Source organism: Micromonospora sp. NPDC047707 (genome assembly GCF_040704235.1).
Classification (GTDB): domain Bacteria; phylum Actinomycetota; class Actinomycetes; order Mycobacteriales; family Micromonosporaceae; genus Micromonospora.
In genome coordinates, this window is the sequence record NZ_JBEYSU010000004.1 from 1 (window position 1) to 14,520 (window position 14,520).

16 protein-coding genes are annotated in these 14,520 nt (G+C 73.2%); 5 read left to right on the top strand and 11 right to left on the bottom strand.

Annotation, left to right across the window (positions count from 1 at the left end; genetic code table 11):
* Window positions 1-172: 172 nt before the first annotated feature.
* Complete coding sequence (gene ung, locus AB0873_RS05505) at window positions 173-874, top strand: uracil-DNA glycosylase (protein WP_366598578.1); 702 nt, start codon at window positions 173-175, stop codon at window positions 872-874.
* Window positions 875-886: 12 nt separating this feature from the next.
* Here ung and AB0873_RS05510 read toward each other — a convergent pair whose 3' ends face one another.
* A complete protein-coding gene (locus AB0873_RS05510; protein WP_366598579.1) occupies window positions 887-1,582 on the bottom strand; it encodes a helix-turn-helix transcriptional regulator in 696 nt (231 codons plus the stop codon).
* Between the two features lie 382 nt (window positions 1,583-1,964).
* Between AB0873_RS05510 and tsaB the strand changes: the two genes are divergently transcribed.
* Genes tsaB through AB0873_RS05530 form a run of 4 tightly spaced genes read left to right on the top strand, consistent with a single transcriptional unit; the run spans window position 1,965 to window position 4,455 of the window.
* Window positions 1,965-2,642, top strand: coding sequence for a tRNA (adenosine(37)-N6)-threonylcarbamoyltransferase complex dimerization subunit type 1 TsaB (gene tsaB, locus AB0873_RS05515; RefSeq protein WP_155330288.1), 678 nt, complete (start codon window positions 1,965-1,967; stop codon window positions 2,640-2,642).
* A 40-nt stretch (window positions 2,643-2,682) separates the two neighbouring features.
* Entirely contained in the window at window positions 2,683-3,147 is a 465-nt protein-coding gene (gene rimI, locus AB0873_RS05520; protein ID WP_366598580.1) for a ribosomal protein S18-alanine N-acetyltransferase, read from the top strand.
* Entirely contained in the window at window positions 3,140-4,186 is a 1,047-nt protein-coding gene (tsaD, locus tag AB0873_RS05525) for a tRNA (adenosine(37)-N6)-threonylcarbamoyltransferase complex transferase subunit TsaD (protein WP_155330289.1), read from the top strand. The genes rimI and tsaD overlap by 8 nt, the downstream gene beginning before the upstream one ends.
* Window positions 4,187-4,200: 14 nt before the next feature.
* Window positions 4,201-4,455 (top strand): hypothetical protein, encoded by a 255-nt coding sequence (locus tag AB0873_RS05530; RefSeq protein WP_155330290.1) that lies wholly within the window; start codon window positions 4,201-4,203, stop codon window positions 4,453-4,455.
* 66 nt (window positions 4,456-4,521) lie between these two features.
* Here the strand turns inward: AB0873_RS05530 and AB0873_RS05535 are convergent, their stop codons facing one another.
* The 10 genes from AB0873_RS05535 to AB0873_RS05580 all read right to left on the bottom strand — a co-directional run bounded on the left by AB0873_RS05535 (window position 4,522) and on the right by AB0873_RS05580 (window position 14,169).
* Window positions 4,522-6,183 (bottom strand): copper resistance protein CopC, encoded by a 1,662-nt coding sequence (locus AB0873_RS05535; RefSeq protein WP_366598581.1) that lies wholly within the window; start codon window positions 6,181-6,183, stop codon window positions 4,522-4,524.
* A 29-nt stretch (window positions 6,184-6,212) separates the two neighbouring features.
* Complete coding sequence (locus AB0873_RS05540; RefSeq protein WP_155330292.1) at window positions 6,213-6,947, bottom strand: DUF4142 domain-containing protein; 735 nt, start codon at window positions 6,945-6,947, stop codon at window positions 6,213-6,215.
* Between the two features lie 122 nt (window positions 6,948-7,069).
* Window positions 7,070-8,251: an ROK family protein gene (locus AB0873_RS05545; protein WP_155330293.1), complete on the bottom strand. Its 1,182-nt coding sequence runs from the start codon at window positions 8,249-8,251 to the stop codon at window positions 7,070-7,072.
* A 28-nt stretch (window positions 8,252-8,279) separates the two neighbouring features.
* The gene (locus AB0873_RS05550; RefSeq protein WP_366598582.1) at window positions 8,280-9,539 is read right to left on the bottom strand and encodes an ABC transporter permease; all 1,260 of its coding nucleotides are present in this window, start codon (window positions 9,537-9,539) and stop codon (window positions 8,280-8,282) included.
* Window positions 9,536-10,345, bottom strand: coding sequence for an ATP-binding cassette domain-containing protein (locus tag AB0873_RS05555; RefSeq protein ID WP_366598583.1), 810 nt, complete (start codon window positions 10,343-10,345; stop codon window positions 9,536-9,538). Before AB0873_RS05555 ends, AB0873_RS05550 begins: the two co-directional genes overlap by 4 nt.
* Window positions 10,346-10,455: 110 nt before the next feature.
* Entirely contained in the window at window positions 10,456-11,556 is a 1,101-nt protein-coding gene (locus AB0873_RS05560) for a substrate-binding domain-containing protein (RefSeq protein ID WP_366598584.1), read from the bottom strand.
* A 234-nt stretch (window positions 11,557-11,790) separates the two neighbouring features.
* Window positions 11,791-12,270: a Cys-tRNA(Pro) deacylase gene (gene ybaK / locus AB0873_RS05565; RefSeq protein ID WP_366598585.1), complete on the bottom strand. Its 480-nt coding sequence runs from the start codon at window positions 12,268-12,270 to the stop codon at window positions 11,791-11,793.
* A gap of 131 nt (window positions 12,271-12,401) precedes the next feature.
* Complete coding sequence (locus AB0873_RS05570) at window positions 12,402-13,634, bottom strand: methyltransferase domain-containing protein (protein ID WP_366598586.1); 1,233 nt, start codon at window positions 13,632-13,634, stop codon at window positions 12,402-12,404.
* 167 nt (window positions 13,635-13,801) lie between these two features.
* Window positions 13,802-13,993, bottom strand: a complete 192-nt coding sequence (locus AB0873_RS05575; protein WP_155330299.1) for a DUF397 domain-containing protein — start codon at window positions 13,991-13,993, stop codon at window positions 13,802-13,804.
* The gene (locus AB0873_RS05580; RefSeq protein WP_366598781.1) at window positions 13,984-14,169 is read right to left on the bottom strand and encodes a Scr1 family TA system antitoxin-like transcriptional regulator; all 186 of its coding nucleotides are present in this window, start codon (window positions 14,167-14,169) and stop codon (window positions 13,984-13,986) included. The genes AB0873_RS05575 and AB0873_RS05580 overlap by 10 nt, the downstream gene beginning before the upstream one ends.
* Window positions 14,170-14,520: the final 351 nt, after the last annotated feature.

Sequence of the window (14,520 nt, forward strand, 5' to 3'; positions counted from 1 at the left end):
TGGTCGTCGATAAGCACGTACAGTGCGGTCAAGAGGGTGTCGAGGTCTGTCTTCACAAACGACCATCGATGCCCTCTCTACTTGCGCTGGTCAACCTGCCACGCCGCTCAACCCAGAGTTGGGAATCACTCGTCTAGAGTGCCCGGGACCGACCTGACCGGAAAGGCCGCCGATGCCCGACGACGTTCCCACCCTGGACCTGCCGGCGTTGCTGCCGGAGGCGTGGCGCACGGCGCTCACCCCGCACCTCGACCCGGCCCGCACCGCGGCGCTCGCCGGGTTCGTCGCCCGGGAGTACGCCACGCAGACCGTCTTCCCGCCCGTCGAGGACCTGTTCTCGGCCTACCGGCTCTGCGCCCCGGCGGACTGCCGGGTGCTGATCCTCGGGCAGGACCCGTACCACCGGGTCGGGCAGGCGCACGGGCTGAGCTTCAGCGTCCGGGACGGGGTGGCCGTGCCGCCGTCGCTGCGCAACGTCTTCAAGGAGCTGGGTGACGACCTGGGTGTGCCGAAGCCGGCCGGCGGCAACCTCAGCGGCTGGGCGGCGCAGGGGGTGCTGCTGCTCAACGCGGTGTTGACGGTCCGCCAGGCCACGCCCGGCTCGCACGCGAACTCCGGTTGGGAGGAGTTCACCGACGCCACCATCCGCGCCCTCGACGCGCTGGAGACGCGGGTGGTGTTCCTGCTCTGGGGCGGGTACGCGCGCAAGAAGGCGGCCCTGGTGACCAACCCGCGGCACGTGGTGCTGGAGGCCGGCCACCCCAGCCCGATGAATCCGCGCGGGTTCCTCGGCAGCCGCCCGTTCAGCGCCGCCAACAAGGCGCTCGCCGACGTCGGCCTGCCGACGATCGACTGGGAGCGCACGGCCGGCTGAGCCTCCGGCCGGTCAGCCAGCGGCCCGGCTGCGCCAACGCTGCAGAAGCGACGCTGTCCGGGGGTCGGTCAGCTCCAGCACCCCTACCGGCACCACCCGGTAGCCGCGATCGCGGTGCTTCACCTCGATGGCCTCCGGCAGCTCGTCGCACATCTGCGCGCGGATCTCCCCGTACCGGGTGCGCCAGCGGTGTTCGCCCGGCTCCTCCGGCTCGAGGCGCAGCCCGCCGTAGTCGCCCCACCGCTCGTTCCACCGCTGTCCGTAGACGGCTTCGAGCCAGGCGGTGAACCGGGCTGAGTCCCGCCAACGGACGGCGAGGTCGATGCCGTCCACGGGCACCGGCACGCCTTGGATCAGTGCCGCGGTGCAGCCGGTCAGGAGGTGCGGCAGGTCGCCGAGCCGCTCCAGGACCCGGTCCAGCGGAAGGTCGTCGAGCCGGTCCGCCAGCGGTCGCGCGGCGAGCTCGTCGAGCTGGGCGTCCAGGTGGGCGTCGAGCTGCTCCACCGTGACGCGGAGCTGGAGATCGAGGGTGGCGAAGGTCCGCTCGACCAGCGGGATGCTTGGCACGCGGTCACCGCGCTCGATTCGGGCCAGAGCGCTCTGGCTGATGCCGGCGAGGTCGGCGAGGGCCTGCTGGGTGAGGAACCGCGACGTCCGCTCGCGGCGGAGCGTCGCGGCGATCTGCTGGGCGAGGGAACTCTTCGTCACCGCCAGAGGATGACAACTAGGTGGAAAGCGATATGACTGTCGGTCATAAATATGACTGAGCGGCATATCGCTCAGCACCAGGTCTTCCCAGCCCGACATGCCGTGGTCCGGCACCAGAAGGCGCACGCACCCGCTCCTGGCCGGACGGCATCGGGACACCGAGCAGCCGAGCCGGCGGGCGCGCATCGGTCCCCAACGGAGGGGAAGCCTGGCGGAGGGACGGGCAGGGCAGAGGAAAGTCTGGCGGGGTGCTGGCTGGGTGGGGGGCTGGCGGGGTGCCGGCTCGGCGGAGCGGCACGGGCGGGGCGCTGTGGGCAGCGGGATCTGCGGTGATCCGGGGCGTCACTCGGGGTGAGCGTCGGGGCGGCTAGGCTGGTTCACCGTGCTCGTACTGGTGGTGGACAGCTCGACGCCCGCGGTGACCGCCGCGCTGGTGGAGGTCTCGGCGGCCGGCGTCGAGACCCGGGCGCACCGCCGCACCGTCGACGCCCGCGCGCACGGGGAGCTGCTCGCCCCGCAGGTGGACGCGGTCCTCGCCGACGCCGGCGCGCGCCCCGCCGACCTCACCGCGATCGTCGCGGGTCTCGGCCCCGGCCCGTTCACCGGGCTGCGGGTGGGGCTGGTCACCGCCGCCACGATGGGGCAGGTGCTCGGCGTTCCCACGTACGGTGTCTGCTCGCTGGACGGGATCGGCCACCCGGCGGCCGCCGGCGAACCGGTCCTCGCCGCCAGCGACGCGCGGCGCCGGGAGATCTACTGGGCGGTCTACGACGGTGCGGGCCAGCGGATCGCCGGCCCCGAGGTGTCCGCTCCGGCGGTGGCCGCCGAGCGCGCCCGGGGCCTGGCCGTCACCCTCGCCGTGGGTGACGGTGCGCACCGGTACGCGGAGACGCTGGCCCTGCCGGTCGCGGCCGAGCCCCGCTACCCGGAGGCCGCCGTGCTGGCCCTGCTCGCGGCCGAGCGGATCCGAGCCGGCGCGCCCGGGGAACCGCTGACCCCCCTCTACCTGCGGCGGCCGGACGCGGTCGCGGCGACCGCGCGCAAGCCGGTCCTACCGTGACCGCGAGGAGCGTGCCCGGGTTGCGAGCCGAGGTGACCCCGTGAGCAGCGTGCGGCTGGAGCGGTTCCGGTGGTGGCACATCGAAGACGTCCTGCCGATCGAGGCGGACCTGTTCGGTGCCGAGCAGTGGTCCCCGGCGATGTTCTGGAACGAGCTGGCCAACGGGCATTACTACCTGGTCGCGACCGACGACGGCGGCGCCGTGCTGGGCTACGCCGGGCTCGCGACCGCCTCGCCGGACGAGGCCTGGGTGCAGAACATCGCCGTACGGCGGGAGGCGCAGCGCCGGGGCGTCGGGCGGCTGCTGCTGGAGGCGCTGCTGGCCGAGGCGGCACGGCGGCGCGTCCGCAGCATGCTGCTGGAGGTCGCCGCGGACAACGCCCCCGCCCAGAAGCTCTACGCGATGTACGGCTTCGAGGTGATCGGCGTACGGCGTGGCTACTACCAGCCGAGCAACACCGACGCGCTGGTCATGCAGCGGCACGAGGAGCGGAGCGATGGCTGACGAACCCCTGGTCCTCGGGATCGAGACCTCCTGCGACGAGACGGGGGTCGGCATCGTCCGCGGGCACACCCTGCTCGCCGACGCGCTCGCCAGCAGTGTCGAGCAGCACGCCCGGTTCGGCGGCGTGGTCCCCGAGGTGGCCAGCCGGGCGCACCTGGAGGCGATCGTGCCCACGATGGACCGGGCGCTGGCCGAGGCGGGGGTGACGCTCGCCGACGTCGACGCCATCGCGGTCACCGCCGGGCCCGGGCTGGCGGGCGCGCTGCTGGTCGGCGTCGCCGCCGCGAAGGGGTACGCGGTCGCCGCCGAGAAGCCGGTGTACGGCGTCAACCACCTCGCCGCGCACGTCGCCGTGGACACCCTGGAGCACGGGCCGCTGCCCGAGCCGGCGGTCGCCCTGCTGGTGTCCGGCGGGCACTCGTCCCTGCTGCTGGTCGACGACCTCGCGCGTGGGGTGACCCCGCTCGGCGCGACGATCGACGACGCGGCCGGCGAGGCGTTCGACAAGGTGGCTCGGCTGCTCGGCCTGCCCTTCCCCGGCGGCCCGTACATCGACCGGGAGGCCGGGGCGGGTGACCCGGGCGCCATCGGCTTCCCGCGCGGGCTGACCGCCGCGAAGGACCTGGTGGCGCACCGGTACGACTTCTCGTTCTCCGGGCTGAAGACCGCGGTGGCCCGCTGGGTCGAGGCGCGGCAGCGGGCCGGCGAGCCGGTCCCGGTGGCCGACGTGGCCGCGTCGTTCCAGGAGGCGGTCTGCGACGTGCTGGTGGGGAAGGCGCTCGACGCCTGCCGGGCCAACGGGGTGGAGACCCTGGTGATCGGTGGGGGAGTCGCGGCCAACTCGCGGCTGCGGGCGATGGCCGGGGAGCGCGCGGCGAAACAGGGCGTCCGGGTGCGGATGCCGCGGCCGAAGCTGTGCACCGACAACGGCGCGATGGTCGCCGCGCTCGGCTCGCACCTGGTCGCCTCCGGTGTCGCGCCGAGCCGGCTGGACCTTCCGGCGGATTCGGCGATGCCGCTGACCACGGTCAGCGTGTGAGGGGAGGAGCCGACGTGATCGTCCGAATGTGGGAGGTGCGGGCCGAGCCGTACGGGGTGGCCGACCTCATCACGTGGGTGTGCGACACCGCCCTGCCCGACTTCGACCACGACCCGCTGCACCTGTCCAGCGAGGTGTTCTCGTCCACCGACCACCGGGTGGTGGTGATCTCCAAGTGGCGCGGCAACCCCCGGCCGCTGCCCGACCCGCCGGTGACGCTGGTCGCCCGCCCGCCGCACTCCTGGGACTTCACGCAGGTCGACCGCTGACGCCGCCCGGCGGCGTGCCGGCGACCCGCCTGAACCGCTCGCCGGGCCGTACCGCCACCACCGCGGTCAGCGCACGGGCACCGTCGCGGTGACGGTTGACTGGTCGATGTCGGAGACCCGGGCGGTGATCCGGACCGTCCACTCGCCGGGGACCGGGAAGCGGAGCGCCGCGCTGGCGTGGTGCGGCTCCGGTGTGTCGACCGGGACGGCGATCGGCTCGACACCGGCGGCCGGGAGCGCGGCGGTGACCCTCCACTCGACGACCGGCAGCGGCTTCGCGGCGGGGGTGTAGACGTAGGCGTGCAGGCTGTTCAGCGCGCCGGCCTGTGCGGGGTACACGTCGAACTGCACGGTGAGCAGGTCGGTGCTGACGGACCGCGCGATGCCGTCCCGGGCCGCCCCGGCCGCCTCCGTCCCGGCGGTGCGCCCCGGCGGGGTCTGCACGAGCACGGCGGTGAGGGCGAGCACGACCGCGGTCGCCGCGAGTTCGACACCGGCCGCGCGGGCGACCCAGCGGGGGCGGCCGGCGGCGACCCGCCGCCGGACGAGGTGCCGCTGCCAGGCGGCCACGGCGAGGACGGCGGCCAGCAGGGCGGCCTTCGCGCAGAGCAGCCGGCCGTACGCGCTGCCCAGCAGCGCCGACGGCCGGCCGAGTTCGATCGCCGCCTGACCGACGCCGGTGATGACCAGCCAGCCCACCGCCACGGTGGCGCACCTCGACCAGCCCGGCAGGATCCGGGCGAGGACCCGGGGGTGGGTCCGGCGCAGCAGGAACGCCGTGAGGGTGAGCAGCCCGCCCAGCCAGACGGTCACCGCGGCGAGGTGGATGGTGACCAGGGCGATGCTCACCGGTGGCAGCGGAGCGGCGACGGGATGCCCGGCGAGCGGCCAGGTCGCCGCCGCGGCCAGCCCCACCACCGCCAGCAGCGCGGTGCGTGAACGGCCGGCGGTGCCCCCGACGACGGCGGGCAGCAGCGTGGCGCCGACCCCGAGCAGTGCCAGCCGGACGGCGTACACCACCGCCACCGGGCCGGTGCCGACCGCCCGGAGGTCCGCGGGGGACAACTCGCCGACCGGCACGCCGACCGCCTCGGCGGCCTGCCCGACCCAGGTGGCGGCCGTGGCGACGGCGACCAGCCCGAGCCCCGTCCACGCCACGACGAGGGCGCCGCGCCGGGAGCGCCGGCGGGGCCACATCGTGGCCGCCAACAGGGTCGGGCCGACCGCCGCGACCAGACCCAGGTATCCGAGGTACTTGGCCGCCGGCACCAGCGGGCCGCCGGGCGACGCGTCCTCCGGCCCCGGCTGCGGCGGGGTGCTGGAGGGTGCCCCGGCGGAGTAGGTGAAGCTGCCGGCGACCGGGTGGCTGTCCGCCGAGATGACCCGGTAGCTGACCAGGTAGGTGCCGAGCGGCCGGTCCGGGACCCGGACGCGGATGCGGAGCGTCGCTCCGCGTACCTCCGGTTCGCCGACGCTGATCCGCCGGCCGTCCGGGGCGAGCACCTGGATCCGGCCGGGGACCGGTGCCACCGGCTCGCTGAAGGTGACCACCACCTCCCGGGGCGCGTAGCCGACGACCTCGTCGCGCTGCGGGGTCGTGGCGACCACGACGGCGTGCGCGGCCGCCGGACTCGCCGGGAGCACGGTGAGGCACAGGCAGGCCAGGACGAGCCCGAGGAGAATCCCCGCCCGGATGCGTCCGGGCGGGGATTCCCTGGTTCGTGTCATCCGCATGGGCGGTAGGGGCGCGGCGGGTGTCAGGTGCGGCGGAGCATCCGCCAGGTGGCGACGCCGCCGGTGCCGAGGGCGGCGAGGAAGACCAGCCAGACCAGCGCGCTGCTGACCCCGAACTGGGGTGCCGTGTTGGCCGACGCCGCCGCGAGCAGACCGTCCTCGCCCGGCGCGGGCAGCGCGGCCGGCGGCAGCTCCGCCCAGCGGACCAGCCCGGTGCTCTCCAGCATCTGCATGTGGTTGTTGACGAACGTGTTCGCCGCCTCGGCCAGTTCCCGGATGATCGGGTCGCGGGTGGTGGCCCGCACCGCGCCGATCACCGGAAAGATGTTGCCGTGGGCCACCCGCAGCCGGGTGACGAAGATCTGGTCGAACTGCGTCCCACGCGCGTTCTTCATCTCCGTCAGCCACCCCTTCTGCTCCGGGGTCGGGTCGGTCGGGATGATCGCGCCGAGTTTGTTCGCGGCCTCCACGGTCAGCCGGTCCAGCTCCTCGTGCTGCTTGGCGATCTCCGCGCCGATCTCCCGCACCCGCGGCGACCGTCCCTTCTCGGCGGCCATCTGGCCGGCGGGCATCTCCCACAGCCCGGCCAGCCGGACACCGGCCAGCAGTGCGGCGTCGGCGGCGTTGAGCTGCTGGCCGGCCGGGGCGGCGAGAGCCGCGCCGGGCAGCACCCCGAGCCCGGCGGCGAACGCGATGAGCAGGACCGCCAAACGACGGGTCCGGTGGCCCTGGCGACGGGCGGATCTGCGCGGTGCCATGTCTGCGGTGCCTCCTGGGTTCCGGGCCGGTACGTCTCGGCCGGGCAGCCGCACCTCGCCGGCCGCCCGTCCGTCCTCAGGTACGGATTGAGCGCCGGATCAGTTCAGTGGGGATCCGCGAATCAGCCGACGTCGAGCGGGTCGGCGAGGAGGCGTTCGAAGGCCAGCTCGGCGGCGCCGATCAGCGGGGCGTCCTCACCGAGCTTCGGGGTTCGCAGCCGGACGTGCTCCAGGCAGGCCGGCAGCGCGATCGAGTTGAGACGGCTGCGCACCTGGGCCGCAGCGGCCAGGTAGAGGTCCCGCATGGTGCCGCCGAAGATGACCATCTCCGGGTTGAAGATGTTGACGAGGTTGGCGACGCCGAAGCCGAGCCAGTCGCCGGCCTGCCGTACCGCCGTCTGGGCGCGGGCGTCGCCCCGGTCGGCGGCGTCGAAGACGGCCAGCAGCGCCTCGCGGCCGCGCGCGTCCGAGCGGCCGGCCGCGCGGAGCAGGCCGTGCTCGCCGATCTCGGTCTCCCAGCAGCCGCGGGACCCGCACTCGCAGCGGGCGCCGTCGCGCACCACGACCATGTGCCCGACCTCGCCGCTGTAGCCCCCGTGCCCGGTCAGCCGCCGTCCGCCGGCGATGATGCCGGCGCCGACGCCGACGTCGCCGTACAGGTAGATGACGTTGTCGCAGCCGGCCGCCGCGCCCCGGGCGTGCTCCGCGAAGGCCGCCACGTCGGCCACGTTGCCCACGCTGACCGGCAGGTCCGGGCCCAGCTCCGCGCCGATCGCCGCGCCGATCGGCTCGTCCACCCAGCCCGTCGTCGGGCCGAGCCGGACCAGGCCGTCGTCGCGGCGGACCATCCCACAGACGGCGACGCCAGCGCCGACGCAGATCGCGTCCGCGGACACGGTCTGCTGCATCTCCTTGCCCGCCCCGGCCAGCAGCGGGGCGGCCTCCGCGGCGGTGAGGCCGGGGGGCCGCTCCAGCTCCCGGCGGTCGAGCACCTCACCGCCGAGACCCACCCGCGCGGCCCGCAGCCGGTCCACCTCGATGGAGTACGCGTACGCGTGCACCCGGGCCGACTCGGGCCGGACGACCAGCGACGGTCGTCCGGCCCGGCCGGTTTCCTTCGGCGCCCCCTCGCTCACCAGTCCGGCCGCGGCGAGGTCGGTGGTGAGTGCGCCGATGGTGCTGCGGTTCAACCCGAGCGCGGTGGTGAGTTCCGCCCGTGACGTCGCCCCGTGCAGGTGGACGTGGCGCAGCAGCGCCCCGAGGTTCTGCCGGCGGATCTCGTCCTGGCTCGGTCCTACGCGCATCGCGGTGTGCTACTCCGGGTGAAGCTGGTCAGCGGGTGCCGGTGGCGGCGGCCCGTCGCCGGGAGAGTGCGTCCACGCTCGCGGCGAGGAGCAGGACCACACCGGTGACGATGTACTTGACGCCCGAGCTGTAGCCCATCAGACCCATTCCGTTGTCGATCACCGCGACGACCGCGCCGCCGAGCACCGCGTCGAGCACCCGGCCCTTGCCGCCGAAGAGGCTCGTCCCACCGATCACCGCCGCGCCGACGGCGTAGAGCAGCACGTTACTGCCACCCGTGTTCGGGTCGACGGAGTTGGCCCGGCTGGCGGCGACGATGCCGCCGATCGCGGCCATCGAGGAGCAGATCACGAAGACCGAGATGCGGATCCGGTCCACGTTGATGCCGGCCCGGCGGGCGGCCTCCCGGTTGCCGCCGACCGCGTAGACGTGCCGGCCGTAGCTGGTCCGCTGGAGGATGAAAGTCCAGACGATTAGCAGCACCGCGATGATCGGCACCACGATCGGCACGCCCTTGAGCGAGTTGATCAGGGTGTTGAAGCTGCGTTCCTGGTTGAGGATGAAGACTGCGGTGCCGAGGACGGCGGCCAGCCCGACGATCCGGGCGAGCACGACCGCGAACGGGTCGGTGACCAGGCCGCGGGCCGCGCGGGTGCGGTGCCGCACCAGTTGGATCGCGGCGTAGCTGGCGACGGCGAGCCCGGCCAGCGCCCAGCCGATCACCGGAGGAAGGTTCCGGTTCGCGATCGCCACCAGCACCGAATCCCGGACCGAGATGTTCCTCCCCTCCTCCATGAGCAGCAGCACGATGCCCTGGAAAGCGAGGAACCCGGCGAGGGTGACCACGAAGGAGGGGATGCCGATCTTGGCCACCAGCATGCCGAGCGTGGTGCCGATCACCATGCCGGTCAGGACGGCGGCGAGCACCGCGACGTACCAGGGGTAGCCGAGCACCGTCGCCACGTTGGCCAACACCGCTGCGCAGACTCCGCTGGCGAAGCCGGCGGAGAGGTCGATCTCGCCGAGCAGCAGGACGAAGACCAGTCCCATGGCGATGAGCGTGACCGCCGCTCCCTGGGTGAACAGGTTGGCGAAGTTGGCGGCGGTGAGGAACGACGGCCGCATGACGGCGAAGACGGTGCAGAGCACGATCAGGCCGAGGACGGCCGGCAGGGCGCCCATGTCCCCGCCGCGCACCCGGCTCACGTAGCTGCGGAAGTGGCTGCCGAGGGTGGGCGCCGCGGTGACGGCCGCCGGCCCCTCCTCGCGTACTGCGGTGGTGGTCATCGGACGGCTCCCGGGGTGGCGGCGGGCTCGCCGCCGGTCTCGTTCTGCCCGTTCCTCAGGCCGAGCGCGCCGGAGCGGCCGGCGGTGATCAGCTCGACGACCTGGGCATGGGTGATGTCGGTGGTCCTCACCTGGGCGACCATCTGGCCGAGGTAGAGCGCGGCGATGCGGTCGGAGACGGCGAAGACGTCGTTCATGTTGTGCGAGATGAGCACCACGGCCAGGCCGTTGTCGGCCAGCCGGCGGACCAGTTCGAGCACCTGCGCGGTCTGCGCGACGCCGAGCGCGGCGGTGGGCTCGTCGAGGATGACCACGCGGCTGTTCCAGAGCACGGCCTTGGCGATGGCCACCGTCTGGCGCTGGCCGCCGGAGAGGCTGGAGACGTGCTGGCGCAGCGACTTGACCGTCCGTACGGAGAGGCCCGCGAGCGTCTCGGCCGCCATCTGCTCCATGGTCGGCTCGTCCAGCACGATGCCGCTGCGCTTCTCCCGGCCGAGGAACATGTTCTGCACGATGTCGAGGTTGTCGCAGAGCGCGAGATCCTGGTAGACGACCTCGATGCCGAGCCCCGCGGCGTCGCGCGGGCTGTTGATGGTCACCGGCCGGCCGTCGAAGACGAACTCCCCGGCGTCGGTCGGGTAGATGCCGCTGATGCACTTGACCAGGGTGGACTTGCCGGCGCCGTTGTCGCCGACCAGCGCGGTCACCTCGCCGGGGTAGGCGGAGAAGGCGACGTCGCGCAGGACCTGGACGGGACCGAAGCTCTTGTCGATCCCGCGTAGCTCCAGCAGGGGGGTCGCGGACACGGGGTTCTCCTTACGGCTCAAGGGGAGGTCTCTTCAGCCCGTCGGTAGCGGCGGCGCGCCGCCCGGCACGGGGGGTGGCCCGTGTCGGGCGGCGCTCACCACGGCGGGGTTCAGCTGATGCCGGCGTCGGTGCAGAGCTTGGCGAAGTCGCCGGTGCAGACCTCTTCCTTGGTCACGAAGCCGTCGGCGATGACGTCCTTGACGTTCTCCTTGTAGATCAGCTTCGGGGTGAGCAGCACGGACGCGACGTCCCGCCCGCTCTCCGGGTCCTTGACGTTCTGGCCGGTCTGCTTGCGCTCGCCCTTGGCCAGCCCGATGGCGAGGTCGGCGGCGGCCTTGGCCTCCTCCTTGATCGCCTTGTAGACGGTCATGCACTGGTCGCCGGCGAGAATGTTCTGCAGGCCCTGCGGGGTGGCGTCCTGGCCGGTCACCGGGACCTTGCCGTTGAGCTTGTTCTTCTTCAGCACCGAGATCGCCGCGTTGCCGAGCCCGTCGTTCGCGGCCAGCACGCCGTCGATCTTGCCGCCGGTCTGGGTCAGCATCTGCTCGAAGATCGTGGCCGCCTGGGCGTTGTCCCAGTCCGGCACTGACTGGTCCGGACCCTTGGTGAACTCGCCCGAGTCGAACTTCGGCTTGAGGATCGAGTCGTACCCGTTCTTGAACAGGGTCGCGTTGTTGTCGGTAGGCGAGCCGTTGAGGTACGCCACGACCGGGTTCTTTGCGCCCTTGTCGGTCAGGCACTTGCTGAGGCCCTCGCCCTGGAGCTTGCCGACGGCCTCGTTGTCGAAGCTGACGTAGTACTCGGCCGAGCCGCCGAGGGTCAGCCGGTCGTAGTCGATGGTGGCGACGCCCTGCGCCTTCGCCTTGTCCAGCACGGCCTTGCCGGTGCCGGAGTCCAGGTTGACGATCATGAGGGCAGTGACGCCCTGGGTGATCATCTGGTCGGCGATGGTCTGGAACTGGGACTTGTCGCCCTGGGCGTTCTGGATGTCGTAGTCGACGCCGGCGGCCTTGAAGGCCTCCTCCAGGAACTTGCGGTCCGCGCCCTCCCAGCGGGCGGAGGACTTGCTGTCCGGAAGGATGACGCCGATCTTCGGGGTCTTGCCGCTGCCGCCGGCCTGGTCGCCGCCGCCGGAGTTGTCACCACAGGCCGCCATGCTGCCGGTGGCCAGGAGGCCCGCGGCGGCGACGGCGAGGAAGCCCTTGCGCATGTGCAGGGTCCTTTCGGAGGTGGGGGATGGTGGTTGTTTTGTTGTGCCCGGCAACGTATTCCGCGCTCCACCGCCGGCACAAGAGTGCCGAGGTCATGAGTTTGTTGTGGGCAGTAACAATTCGGCAACGTCAGCGACTCCCGGGCTTTACCCAAGCGGCGAGCGCTCTCCGGCGGGGCAAGGTCGGGTGAAACGGGCGGACCGGAGTAGCCGGGGAAGTGCCGGGCGCCGGGGTCAGGCGGAGGCGATCCGGGCGGTCGTGGCGTCGGTGAGGGCGGCCAGGTCCTGCGGTGCCAGTTCCAGCTGGAGGCCCCGGCGGCCGGCCGAGACGTACACGGTGTCGTGCCGCAGGGCGCTCCCGTCGAGCACGGTGGGCAGACGCTTGCGCTGGCCGAGCGGGCTGATCCCACCCCGTACGTATCCGGTGGTGCGCTCGGCCACCGTGCGGTCGGCCATCGCGGCCCGCTTGCCGCCCACCGCCGCGGCGAGGGCCTTCAGGTCCAGCTCGCCGGCCACCGGGACGACCGCGACGGCGAGCGTGCCGTCGACCTCGGTCACCAGTGACTTGAAGACGCGCTCCGCGGGCACGCCGAGCGCCGCCGCCACCAGCGCACCGTAGTTCGGCGCCTCCGGCGAGACGTCGTACGGATGGGTGCGGTGCGCGACCTTCCGCTTCGCCAGCAAGGCCGTCGCCGGAGTCCCCTGTCCCGCCACGCCCGCCAACCTAATGCCACCGCCCCACCCGTTCCACCCGGTATCCCCGCCGGAAGCCCGCGTTGATCATGAGGTTAGTGGTGCGACACGCCGTTGCCGTCGCCGCTAACCTCATGATCAACGGGGTTGGATCAGCGGGGTGGGAGCGGGCGGGCGATCAGGACCGTCGGGGCGCCGGCCACCCGGGTCAGGATGAGGCTGGCTGGTTGGTTGCCGGTGAGTTTCAGGTCGCGGCGGAGCTTCTCTGGTTCGAGCGCCGAGCCGCGCTTCAGGATCTCGACCCGGCCGACCTGGCGTTCACGCAGCAGCGCCCGCAGCCGCTTCAGCGAGAACGGCAGCACGTCGGTGATCTCCAGGCAACGGGCGAACGGTGTCGGTGCGGGGGTGTCGGCGTACAGGTAGGCGATCGCCGGGTCGGCCAGCGTGGCATCGAGTTCACCGGCCAGTTCGGCGACGAGGTGCGCGCGGACCACCGCCGGGTCCGGGTCGTACACGTACCGTCGCACGGGACCGACCGGCGCCTCGACCGTGCCGGAACCGGTCAGCTCGTGGACGGTCGCGCGGTGAGAAGGGGACCCTTCTCTACCGGAGGCGTTAAAAGGGGGCCCTTCCTTCAGCGCGGTCGCACGGCGGGGGACGGTCGCCAGGTCGCCGCACCAGAGGGCGGCCTCGACCAGGTCGCCGTCGACGCTCACCCACTCCGCCTCCGCGCCGGGCGGGATCAGCGCGTGGTCGAGGCCGGGCGCCACCTTCACCACCGTGCGCGGTACCCGCTCGGCCAGCCCGACCACGAAGTCCCACGGCGGCGAGTACGCGTTCGGGTCGAAGATCCGCCGGCCGGCCTTCCGGCGGGCGGGGTCGCAGAAGACCCCGTCGACCCGGCGCACGTCGAACCCGGTGGCGTCGCCGCACTCCACGGTGAACCGTTCGGCCAGCCCGGTCGCCTCGGCGTTCGCGGCGGCCATCGCGGCGGTGAGCGGGTCGGCCTCCACTCCGTACACCCGGATGCCGGCACGGGCGGCGGCGAGCGCGTCGGCGCCGAGGCCGCAGCCGAGGTCCGCCAGGGTGGTCACGCCGGCGGCGCGGAGCCGGTCGGCGCGACGGCGTGCCACCACGCCCCGGGTGGCCTGCTCCAGTCCGGCGCGGGTGAAGAACATGCCGGTGGCCGCCGCACCGAACTTGCCGACCGCCCGGCGGCGCAGTTCGGCCTGGGTGAGCGCCGCCGCGACGAGCGCGGCGGGCACCCCGGCCGAGCGGAGCGCCGCCGCCGCGGCCAGCGGGTCGCCGCCGGCCACGTCGGCCGCCGCCGCGAGCGCGGCCGACCCCTCGGGCGTACGCAGCTCCGCCAGCTGTTCCAGGTCCACCCGGCCATTCTTCCGGCCGGTCCCGAACCGGCCGGGCCGGGGGAGCCCGGGGCCGAACGGCCGGCCCTCGCATGATCGACTCGACTTCCGTGACAGAGGGGTGACTCGGCGTGGCCGGGCAGACCCGGAGGCGACACCGGGCCGGCGTGGGGGAGGCGCGTGCGGTGTCAGCGAGGTGTCGGGCAGGCGGCGACGAAGGCCCGCCAGCTCGCCGGGGTGAAGGCGAGCACCGGGCCGGCCGGGTCCTTGCTGTCCCGCACCGCGATCACGCCGGGCAGGTTGTCGGCGACCTCGACGCAGGCGCCGCCGTTGTTGTTGCTACGGGTGGACGTGCGCCAGGCGGCGCGGGTCAGGTCCATGACGTCGCCACTTCCTCGATCAGGCGGGCGGACTGCCGGCGCGGCAGCGCCTCACCGGCCACAGTCTCCCAACGCCGTCCCAAGGTGGCAAGGTCGTTCGGGCCGTCCACGGTGTGGCCTCGGAGCTGGTTGTCCAGATGTGCCAGCTCGGTGCCGTCGACGAGCCGGGCCAGGATGAATCAGCCTGCCCAGCTCCTCCTGGCTGAGGCCGCGCGCCTGGCGGGCCCGGCGCAACTGGTCGCGCAGGAAGCCCAGTGTCGGTACCTCGATCATTCGCCACCCTCCGTGTCCCGACCGTTGTCGGAACGTACGAGCGCGCTCGCCCGCCGGGGAAGCGAAAGCCGGCGTGTTGCGGTGAAGAGTGGCGAAGCTGTGGCGACGCGCCGGGTGTCCCGTTGGCACTCTCCTTGACGGAGTGCTAGCCGAGGAATAACCTGCGATTAGCACTCTCACCCTGAGGGTGCCAACCCCCCGGGCCTGGTGTCCGGGAGGTGAACGCCAGGCGGACCGGCACCCGCGACGACGGC